Origin of the sequence: Microcystis sp. LE19-84.1B, assembly GCF_027531875.1 — a bacterium.
Classification (GTDB): Bacteria; Cyanobacteriota; Cyanobacteriia; order Cyanobacteriales; family Microcystaceae; genus Microcystis; species Microcystis panniformis.
Map to the genome: position 1 here is coordinate 1 of NZ_JAPZSR010000276.1, position 9,108 is coordinate 9,108.

Sequence of the window (9,108 nt, forward strand, 5' to 3'; positions counted from 1 at the left end):
ACTTAAACCTTCCTGTCAATAACATATAGGGATTATAAAAATGATAATTGCGTAAATCCCAACTAACATCTTGACCTAAAATAACCGAGATAATTCCCAAAGCAAAAAAGTAGATAATTGCCCAAAATAAGGGATGAGAAAGTGAAAAACGTTTCAGGGTTGTCATAATTAAAAATCCAAGATTTATTTGTTTATTTTTACTAGCTTAACTTGGCAATTTATAGTTAAGGATGAGATTAAGATTACCTAGTAACAATCCCACAAAGACAATAAGCATGATTATTTTAACAAAATTAGTTAAAATTTTCGATTTTTTCTCGGTTAAATCATTAAAGAAAAATCCCCCTAAAATAATTGCCGTTCCGATAATAAAGTAATATCTACCGTAAGGGGAACTCAAAACCCAATCCTTAATATTTAAATTCACCGACCAAACGACAAGAAAAATAAAGATAGTGGCAGCACTGATAAAATCAGAGTTTTTACGAAAATCGTCTAAAAATATACCAAGCACTAGAAAGAGAAATCCATAGTAAGGAATTACATACCAAGCATAGTAATGACTTTGAGCGCCAGAAAAAATAAGAAGAATTGTATAGATTAATATAGGAAAAATAACCAATCGTATTTTAGATATTTTTAAAGGAAATCTGGAAACTAACAGCAGAGTGATCCAACTAAAAATTAACCAACCATCCTCAAAAAAAACTGTAGGTAAAACTAGATTTTTTAACATAGCAAAATCCGTAAAGCGATTTTTATGTTCTTGGAGAGTAGTTAAAAACCAACTAAAATCATAAAACCAACCGTAAAGGTAATACAAACCAAAGGATAAAACTGCCGTCAGAGAAGCAATTAAGCTATCTCGCCAATTTTTTTGTAATAACAGTAAAGCGACTAGAGAACCTAGAATATATAATCCTGTCACCTTAACTAAAGGTGCTAAACCACCTAGAACTATAGCCAAATATAGATACTTTTTTTGAGACTTTTCACTGTACTGAAGGAATAAAAGTGCTACCGCTAAACTTAGACATAATAATAAATTTTCACTAACTGCTAAACGAGATAAAAAAACCGTATTGGGGTTAGTGGCAAAAATTAAAGAGGTTATAATCGCCACCCCGGTATTAGTCAAACGTAAAGCTAATAAATAAAGTAAGAAAATAGAGAGAGTGCCAAAAACTAAAGAAGGAATCCTAATTACTGTTAAACTACAGTCAAAAAATTCCTTTGCTCCCGATAAAATAGCCGTCATACCCACAATTAATCCAAACAAGGGAGGATGATCAAACCAAGGGGTAACAAAACGATAACGAACAGCAGTTTTTTCCCAAACTGTCACCAGAAAATCATCCGTGGGACTGAGGAAAGACCAACTGGTAGGAACTCCCTCTTGAATCAAACTCATGCCACTCCAAGCAAAAGCAAATTCATCTTGAGTCCAGTTATAGGGGGGTAAGGAATCGTACTGATAATATCTTAAGATAAATCCCAAGACCGTAATTAATACACCTAGAAATAGACGGTAATCAAACTTTTCAAAATTCTTAAATGTAAAATCTCGCTGCATGATTATTCTGAAATTGGCTCGCTATTTATTTTTTGGGGTGAACCCGCGCTATTGTATCACGGTTTGACGGTTAAATTTTTTGGCAAACCCAGATCAATTAAATACCTGATTATCGAGATGACTTAACCTTGATAATTTCTCCTTGGTAAATTCTCAGGGGTATCAAAGGGCAAACTCATCTTTATAGCCAACTCTAGGCAAGGGACTCATTTCTAGCAGAAAAGTTCCCCAGTTTCTCCCTACTAAACTATAACTTAAGAGATTGACATTACCATCAGCAATATGCTAAAAAACATTAGCTTAAGTAGGGAGGCACAATTATTTGTAGGATAGGTTAGCGGTAGCGTAACATAATCGGGCGTTGGGTTTCATGCTTCAACCCAACCTACGTTCATCTTATATTTAATTCCACCCACCTACTCAATAGCCGAGTAACAACAATTACTCCGTTAAAAATTCCTATATTTTCCCCTAAAGCCAACATCTTTACCTTAGTTGCCCACATGATTCGTCAGTTAAATTATTCTAGAGTTTGGTTATTATTAATCCTTATTTTTGCCCTTTTCCTGCGTCTAAATGCCGCTTTCTCTTATCCTAATATTCTCTGGCCGGATGAAATTTTTCAGACCTTAGAACAGGCTCATCGACTAGCTTTTGGTAATGGGATGATACCTTGGGATTTTCGGGACGGGATTCGTTCTTGGTTATTTCCGGGCATTCTTGGCGGGATTATGAAGCTAACTGCTGGTTTTTCCGAAGGCTCCAGTGGCTATCTGGCCAGCGTCAAGATTTTCCTCAGTTTACTATCTTTAATTCCCGTTTGGATCGGATTCTCGATCGCCTACGAAAGCATCGGTTTGGCCGGCGCCATCCTAACCGGCGGTATTTGTGCGATTTGGTTTGAATTTATTTATTTTGCCCCGAAAGCCTTCACCGAAGTTATTGCCGCTTATTCCCTGCTGGTGGGCGTTTATTTAGGATGCTACGGCAAAAATCCCCCCTCTCGTCAGCGACTGTATTGGACGGGGTTTTTCTACGGATTGACCACCTATCTTCGATTTCATTTACTGCCGGCCATCGCCATCGCCCTCATTTATCAAGTTAGACAAAAAAACTTTCCACAATTACTGCCCCTTGCCCTCGGTTTTATCGGTCCGGTTTTGCTAGGGGGTGCTTTAGACGCTTTCACTTTGTCCACCCCCTTCCAATCGATTTGGAAACTGATCTGGATTAATATTTTTGAAGGAAAATTTAATAGTTTTGGCGTATCCCCCTGGCAGCAATATTTTACTTGGTTAGCCCTCAATTGGTCTTGGTGGCTGTTTCCGATCCTCTTCTTCTCTGTAATCGCCGCTCGTCGTCACTGGATTCTCGCCCTTCTGGCCCTAGTTATTATCCTCTCTCACAGCTTTTTAGGTCACAAAGAATATCGCTATATGTTCCCTGCCCTACCATTAATTATTATTCTCGCCGGTTTGGGGACTGCCACTCTCGTCTCGCATTTATCGTTAATGCGAGGTTCCCTCGCCGGCAAAACTATCGTTATTTTTAGTAGTTTACTTCTTTGGGCTTTTCTATCCTGGTTGTTGGCGGGGCGTTTTAATACCGACCAGACTTTTAATTTCGGACCGCCTTGGCAAAAACCGGGCTATACTCACTGGCAAACCCACGGCGGACAATTACAAGCCTATCAGTATTTAAGTAGCGAGAAAAAACTCTGCGGTTTAGGAGTAAAAGGATTGGCGTGGCAATATACGGGGGGATACGCCTACTTACACCAAGATGTACCGATTTATTTCCTCAAAGATAACCAAAATTTCGAGGCACTACAACCTTATTTTAATTATCTATTATTTAACCAAGACACTGCCGCCGTCGGAGATTATCAACGGGAGAAATGCTTTAACGGAACTTGCGTTTACAGGCGCTCGAATTCTTGTCAAGTTAACCCGAATTATCATATCAATCGCTATCTCAAAGAAGCTGGCGAGTAGGATCATAGATACTTAGGCAAACTTGCAAAATTTGTCAAAAATAAGTCTAAAAAGCAGAAAAAAAAGTTAATTATGTAAGCGGGATAACTTCGAGCCTTGAAAAAGTTAAAACCTGGTCAATTTACCTAAGTTTTCTGATTTTAATCTACATACTTTTTGTGATCATCGTCAACCTCTCCTCTTTCCCCAGATTGCACGGAGATGTGGCTTGGTTTGGACTGAATGCCCGGGAAATCCTCCACCACTGTTTTGATTGAATACTGTCCCAGTTGTCGAGATTTTCCCAAATATTGGAAAATTATCTAAGGAAGTTACCCAGAATCTATAATTATTCAAAATCAATTATCTGCAAAAATTCTCAGCTTATATATTAACGAAAGCTAATAATAAGCTGACTTTAAGCCTCAAATTTTTTGGTAAATATATTGACAAATGATCCCAATCGAGGGTATTATTAGAGTGGTTTTGGTAAAAATATCCAACAGCCAGACACCTTCTAGACTAACTTAAGTAGGGAGGCACAATTATTTGTAGGATGGGTTAGCGGTAGCGTAACCCATGCGGGCGTTGGGTTTCATGCTTCAACCCAACCTACGTTCATTTTATATTTAATTCCACCCACCCACTTAGTAAAATTAATTCCTTCCTATTGATAGATGAAAATCAAGAAATATCTTAAGTTCTGGAAATATCCTCGCTTAGTTGATGAACGAGAGACTTTAATTGAAGAACGAGATTCTCTCAAAGATCATCTGAAGAGTTTGAATCAAGAAAAACAAGAAATGATTCGGGAAAAAAACGCTCTTTATGAAAGATTAGGTCAGTTATCTTTAACCATTCCCGAACTGCAAGAAATTAGTCCCAAACTTCTCGATATTAGCGTCATCAAAAATAAGGCCCGCCAGTTTCGAGTCCAATTAGATGCCGAAAAAGAAAAACTCGCCCCCGACAATTTTGGCTGGTATCCTTACAACACTTTAACCTGCTTCGAGATTCTCGAATTACTATTAACAGGTAAAAACCGTTTTCTACTGGAATTAATCTCGGAAAAACCGATTGTTGATATTGGTTGTGCCGATGGGGATCTGGCGTTTTTTCTGGAATCTTTGGGATGCAAAGTGCAGGTAGTGGACTACGCTCCTACTAACTTTAATCTTATGCAAGGAGTTAAACTGCTCAAAACCGCTCTTTCTTCCTCTGTGGAGATTCATGATGTTAACTTAGATTCCCAGTTTCTCCTTCCCGAAAAAAGCTATAGTTTAGTCATCTTCTTAGGAATTTTATACCATCTCAAAAATCCCTATTATGCCCTCGAAACCTTAGCAAAATCTGCCAATTATTGCCTGATTAGCACCCGCGTCACTAAGTTTAATGCGGTGAGTAATGCCGCTAATCGAGTCGATCTTTCCCCGATTCCTCTAGCCTATTTACTCGATGAACTAGAAGCAAATAATGATTCTACTAACTATTGGATCTTTTCTAATGCCGGGTTACGCCGAATTTTACAGCGAACTGGCTGGGAAATTTGCGATTATATAACAGTAGGTAATACCGAAAACTCCGATCCCGCCAGTCGTGACGGCGATGAAAGAGCCTATTGTTTAGTAAAAAGTCGTTTCTATCAAGATTAGAAATGCCTAAATATCAGACCAGTCTCCTAAAAATATGAACTATCGCCCTAATCCCCTCTTAAACCGACGTAGCTTGCTGAAATTAGCAGCCCTAGCCGGAGGAAGTGCCGGACTAGCTACCCTTCTCTCCTCTCGACTCAGTTACTCTGCCAACTCAAATAAGCCCAATTCCGAGAACATAGGCGCAATAGACGAGTTTTTGCGACAAGTTCGCCCAGTAGATTCGCAAAATCTCCAGTTGACAGAATACAGCTTTGAAACAGTCACAGTCGATCGTCAAGGGCAAATTATCGATCGCCGTCAGGGTAGCGCTCGCTCCTGGCGCGAACCCCTAGGTAACGGCAGCGAACTAGAAATGGTGGCCATTCCGGGGGGCAGTTTTCTACGAGGCTCAAAAAATGAAGAAAAAGGCGACCATACTAGCAGTGAAAAACCAGAAAATCCCGTGACGACGGCGGCCTTTTTTCTGAGCAAATACCCGATCACCCAAGCACAGTGGCGAGCGATCGCCCAACTTCCCAAAATTAATCTCGAACTCAACCCGGCGCCCTCCTTTTTCCAAGGCGATAACTTACCCGTTGAGAGAGTCTCCTGGTACGAGGCGATCGAATTTTGTCAAAGACTCTCCCGCTCCACCGGCAAAGATTACCGACTAGCGAGTGAATCACGCTGGGAATACGCCTGTCGCGCCGGTACAACCACCCCCTTTTACTGCGGGGAAACCCTCACCAGCGAGCGCGCCAATTACTTTGCCGTCTATGATCCCTACGCGGAAGAACCCAGCAGCGCCTATCTGGCCAAGACTACCCCGGTGGGTAGTTTCGCCCCCAATAATTTCGGTCTCTACGATATGCACGGCAACGTGGGCGAATGGTGCGCCGATAGCTGGCACCGGAATTACGAGGGAACCCCGCCCCTGGATGGTAGTGCTTGGTTAGACAGGGATATTCGCTTGCAGCCCCGTTATCGTTCCGCCCGTTTAGTGCGAGGGGGCAGTTGGGGCGATGAAGCAAGACACCTACGCAGTGCCAATCGCACCTTTTGCCTTCCCGATCAACACCACAGCGTCTTGGGTTTACGAGTCATGGCCGATAGTACCGGTTAATCAATGCTTGTGTCCGCCCAAGAGACGACAAAGGTATGGTTGAATAGGTTAGGTTGCCAAAAGTATTCAGAATCTTCTGCCGTTGTCAGTGCGTCTGTAGCTAAATCGCCAGTGAGTGAGGTCAAATTTTTCATGAAGGTACAGCAGTCTCATCTTTTCTTAACTCCCCCCACAGGAGATCTACAGGTACCTTTATCTCCTCCTCCCATCGACGACGGCAACCTAGAAGAAGAAAAAAATTATCCTCTCAGCCTATCTCTAGTCATTCCCACCTACAATGAACGGCAAAATATCGTTCAATTAGTCAACATTCTCAGTCAAATACTTGACCAGGCCCTTGCCAACGATTACGAACTGATCGTTGTCGATGATAATAGTCCCGATCGCACTTGGGAAGTCGCCGCATCTTTAATCCCTGAATATCCCCACCTGCGAGTGCTGCGCCGGGAAGGAGAAAAAGGCCTATCCTCGGCCGTGGTGAGGGGGTGGCAGGTGGCACGGGGCGACATACTTGGGGTCATCGATGCCGATTTACAGCACCCCCCGGAAGTGTTATTAAAATTATTCGAGCAAACCAGAGCCGGAGCCGATCTCGCCGTGGCTAGTCGCCATGTGGAAGGGGGTGGAGTCAGCGAATGGAGTCTGACTCGACGCTTCCTCTCCCGGGGGGCGCAGCTGTTGGGATTAGTCATTCTGCCGGCGGTGGTGGGACGGGTATCGGATCCGATGAGTGGCTATTTCATGGTTAATCGACAAGCGATCGCAGGGCCGATCTTAAACCCGATGGGCTATAAAATTCTCCTCGAAGTTATCGGTCGCGGCAATATTGACCAGATCGCCGAAGTAGGTTACGTTTTCCAAGAGCGTCAAGACGGCGAAAGCAAAGTCACCTGGAAACAATACATCGAATATATCCTGCACCTGCTGAAATTGCGTTCCCGCGGTCGTTTCGGTGGTCTGAAAAGACGTTGGCAATTCCCTCTCGCTCGCTTTCTTCGCTTTAGTTTAGTCGGGTTTAGTGGCGTATTCGTCGATATGGCTATATTTTATCTCCTCAGCGATCCCACTACCCTCGCTTGGGGAGTAACTCGCAGTAAGATTATCGCCGCCGAGGTGGCCATTATTAATAATTTTCTCTGGAACGATCGCTGGACTTTTGGCGATTTGTCCACCGGCCAAAATCAGTGGCAGCAGCGTTGCAAACGTTTTCTGAAATTTAATCTTATTTGTTTGGCCGGTTTGATCCTCAACGTCCTACTCTTAAACTTTTTCTTCAATGTCTTACATATTAATCGCTATCTTGCTAACTTAATAGCGATCGCTATAGTTACCGTTTGGAACTTCTGGATGAATTTAAAACTCAGTTGGCGCGTGACGGAGGTTAAACCCGAAAAGTCCGGCAAGCAATAGGAAAGCCTGGGAAAACTTGCCCTCTAGTCCTGCAAACCCTTTTTAACTCTCGTTCAACCGCTGACAGCCTTAATTTTTGGGACTTAAAAGCGGTCCAAGGTCAACAGGAAACCGATTACTGGGGATTAAGTCTCAAAGAGGGGATGGAATGGCTTGATCACAATGCCGATGACTTTGCTTGGGCAAAGGCCGCCGATCCCGATTATTATGCTTTCCCCCATTGTCCGACAATTCACGCCGTCCAACGCCATGACACCCCCCTAACCATCATTAAACGTTGTCCTCAGCCATGATCGAAATGACTGCTATTCCGCCGATTTCCTTGCAAAACTACCGTATCGCTGCGATTATTCCCTGTCACAACGAAGAACTAACGATCGCAAAAGTGGTCTCCCAATTTCAGACTTTTCTGCCAGAAGCGGCAATTTATGTTTATAACAACCGCTCTAGCGATGATACCGTGACCGAGGCCCTGAAAGCGGGTGCGATCGTGCGTCAGGAAGCCCAACCGGGGAAAGGCAATGTTGTCCGGCGGATGTTTGCCGATATCGAAGCGGATATCTATATTCTCATCGATGGTGATGATACCTACGAAATTGCGGCAGTACGACGCTTAATTGAACGAATGTTGGGGGAACAATTGGATATGGTGGTCGGTGCGCGTCGGGAAGCGGTAAAATCCTCCCAGGCTTATCGTCCGGGTCATCGCGCCGGTAATCTATTTTTAACGGGATTCGTGAAATTTCTGTTTGGAGCGCGTTTAATCGATATGCTCTCCGGTTATCGCATCTTTTCTCGTCGTTTTGTCAAATCTTTTCCCGCTTTGTCCAATGGTTTCGAGATTGAAACCGAGTTAACTATCCACGCTTTAGAATTAAAAATTCCCTTCGCTGAAGAACCAACCCTCTACGGGGAACGTCCCGAAGGTTCCCAAAGTAAGTTAAAAACCTTTCAAGATGGCTGGCGGGTATTGGGAACCGCTATCCTACTATTTAAAGAAATTCGTCCTTTTCTCTTTTTTAGCCTTGTCTCGCTAATTTTGGCGGTTATTTCCCTTCTCTTAGCGATTCCAGTCCTATTTGAATACCTCGAAACTGGCTTAGTACCACGTTTTCCCACCGCTATTTTATCGGCCTCGATCATGCTTTTAGCCTTTTTAAGTTTGACCTGTGGCATGATCCTCGATTCCGTCTCCCGGGGACGAAAAGAGATGAAACGAATGGCCTATCTAGCTAACAGTTGGCTGAAAGCTTAGGGTTAAATACAGAAGCCAAAAACCTAACTAATATTATCCAAAATTACTCATGACTTGTGCTATAATCGTTCTATGAGTAAGTTAACCATATCGGAAGCCGCTAAATTGAAAGGTGTAAGCGTATCGACGTTAAGGCGTTG

The 9,108-nt window shown here is 42.9% G+C and carries 8 protein-coding genes; 7 read left to right on the plus strand and 1 reads right to left on the minus strand.

The window, feature by feature from the left end; translation table 11 throughout:
* Positions 1-205 precede the first annotated feature (205 nt).
* Positions 206-1,573 (minus strand): ArnT family glycosyltransferase, encoded by a 1,368-nt coding sequence (locus tag O9324_RS15840; RefSeq protein ID WP_288140674.1) that lies wholly within the window; start codon positions 1,571-1,573, stop codon positions 206-208.
* 503 nt (positions 1,574-2,076) lie between these two features.
* Between O9324_RS15840 and O9324_RS15845 the strand changes: the two genes are divergently transcribed.
* From O9324_RS15845 to O9324_RS27525, 7 genes are all read left to right on the plus strand, one after another.
* Positions 2,077-3,567, plus strand: coding sequence for a glycosyltransferase family protein (locus O9324_RS15845; protein ID WP_288140675.1), 1,491 nt, complete (start codon positions 2,077-2,079; stop codon positions 3,565-3,567).
* Positions 3,568-4,223: 656 nt separating this feature from the next.
* Positions 4,224-5,198, plus strand: a complete 975-nt coding sequence (locus O9324_RS15850; protein ID WP_287627791.1) for a methyltransferase domain-containing protein — start codon at positions 4,224-4,226, stop codon at positions 5,196-5,198.
* A 34-nt stretch (positions 5,199-5,232) separates the two neighbouring features.
* A complete protein-coding gene (locus O9324_RS15855; protein ID WP_288140676.1) occupies positions 5,233-6,303 on the plus strand; it encodes a formylglycine-generating enzyme family protein in 1,071 nt (356 codons plus the stop codon).
* A gap of 132 nt (positions 6,304-6,435) precedes the next feature.
* The gene (locus tag O9324_RS15860) at positions 6,436-7,713 is read left to right on the plus strand and encodes a glycosyltransferase (protein ID WP_288140677.1); all 1,278 of its coding nucleotides are present in this window, start codon (positions 6,436-6,438) and stop codon (positions 7,711-7,713) included.
* A 143-nt stretch (positions 7,714-7,856) separates the two neighbouring features.
* Positions 7,857-8,006 carry a hypothetical protein gene (locus tag O9324_RS15865; protein ID WP_002764692.1) on the plus strand — a complete coding sequence of 50 codons (150 nt, stop codon included), beginning with the start codon at positions 7,857-7,859 and terminating at the stop codon, positions 8,004-8,006.
* Positions 8,003-8,968 (plus strand): glycosyltransferase family 2 protein, encoded by a 966-nt coding sequence (locus tag O9324_RS15870; RefSeq protein WP_002764690.1) that lies wholly within the window; start codon positions 8,003-8,005, stop codon positions 8,966-8,968. Before O9324_RS15865 ends, O9324_RS15870 begins: the two co-directional genes overlap by 4 nt.
* A 72-nt stretch (positions 8,969-9,040) precedes the next feature.
* A partial coding sequence (locus O9324_RS27525) for a MerR family transcriptional regulator (protein ID WP_425589508.1) occupies positions 9,041-9,108 on the plus strand: 68 nt, incomplete at its 3' end.